Source organism: Roseateles sp. P5_E11, assembly GCF_054049355.1.
The window spans coordinates 1-1,312 of sequence record NZ_JBFUMO010000984.1 but is presented as its reverse complement, the minus strand read 5'-3'; the positions used below and the strand labels follow the sequence as shown (position 1 = coordinate 1,312).

Annotated in this window: 1 protein-coding gene and 1 pseudogene; both read left to right on the top strand. The window is 67.8% G+C overall.

All coding sequences use genetic code 11. The annotated features are described in order from the left end of the window. A pseudogene (locus tag ACXJKR_RS32715) lies at positions 1 to 796 on the top strand (sugar isomerase); the annotation flags it as partial. Position 797: 1 nt separating this feature from the next. Further along, on the top strand, positions 798 to 1,312 hold a 515-nt coding region (locus ACXJKR_RS32710; protein ID WP_457326409.1), incomplete at its 3' end, for a glycosyl hydrolase family 28-related protein.

The window sequence follows — 1,312 nt, the reverse complement described above, 5'->3', positions numbered from 1 at the left end:
GGGCAAGACGCTGGGCTCCAAGGGACTGACCGTGTGGGTGGGCGACGGTGCCAATTTCCCCGGCCAGCACAACCTGCGCGGTTCACTGGAGCGCTATCTCGACAGCGCCAAGGGCATCTACGCCGCGCTGCCGGACGACTGGCTGATGTATATCGAGCACAAGCTGTTCGAGCCGGCCTTCTACTGCACCGTCATCGCCGACTGGGGCACCAGCTTCGCCGCGGCTAAAGAATTGGGCGACAAGGCCAAGTGCCTGGTGGACCTGGGCCACCACGCGCCCAACACCAACATCGAGATGATCGTGGCGCGCCTGGCGCAGTTCGGCAAGCTGGGCGGCTTCCACTTCAACGACAGCAAGTACGGCGACGACGACCTGGATTCGGGTTCCATCGACCCCTTCCAGCTCTTCCTTGTCTTCAACGAACTGGCCGACGCGGCCGCCCGCGACGGCGCAGCCTTCAAGCCCGCCTACATGCTGGACCAGTCGCACAACGTGACCGACCCCATCGAAAGCCTGATGAGCAGCGCCGTCGAAGTGCAGCGCGCCTTCGTGCAGGCCGCGCTGGTGGACCGCAAGGCGCTGGCGAACTTCCAGGAAGCCAACGACGCACTGCAATCCGCACAGTCGCTGAAGAAGGCCTTCCGCACCGACGTCAGCCCCATCCTCGCCATGGCCCGCCTGCGTGCCGGCGGCGCGATCGACCCGGTCGCGGCCTACCGCGCCAGCGGCTATCGCGAGAAGGCCGCCGTCAAGCGCCCGCCGAAGGCAGGCGCCAGCGGCTCGGGCATCGTTTGAGGTGAGCCCGCAGGACTTCGGCGCGCGCGGTGACGGCATCACGCTCGACACGCGGGCGCTGCAGGCCGCCATCGACGCCGCGGCGCTGCAGCGCACCGAGCTGCGCCTGCCACCCGGCATCTACCTGACGGGTTCGCTGTTCCTGAAAAGCGGCATGACGCTGCGGCTGGATCGCGGCGCCACGCTGCTGGGCTCGCGCAACCTGGCCGACTACCCACCGCTGGCCACTCGCGTTTCAGGCATCGAGATGCGCTGGCCGGCGGCGCTGGTCAACATCTACGGCGAGCATGACGTCGGCCTCGTTGGCGAAGGATGCATCGACGGCGATGGCCAGGTCTTCTGGGACAGCTACTGGGCCCTGCGCGCCAGCTACGAGCCGCGCGGCCTGCGCTGGGCGTCGGACTACGACGCACAGCGCCCTCGCCTGATCCAGGTCTTCGAGGCGGCCCGCATCCACATTGGCGACGGCTTGCTGCTGCGCCGTTCGGGCTTCTGGACGCTGCACCTCTGCTATTC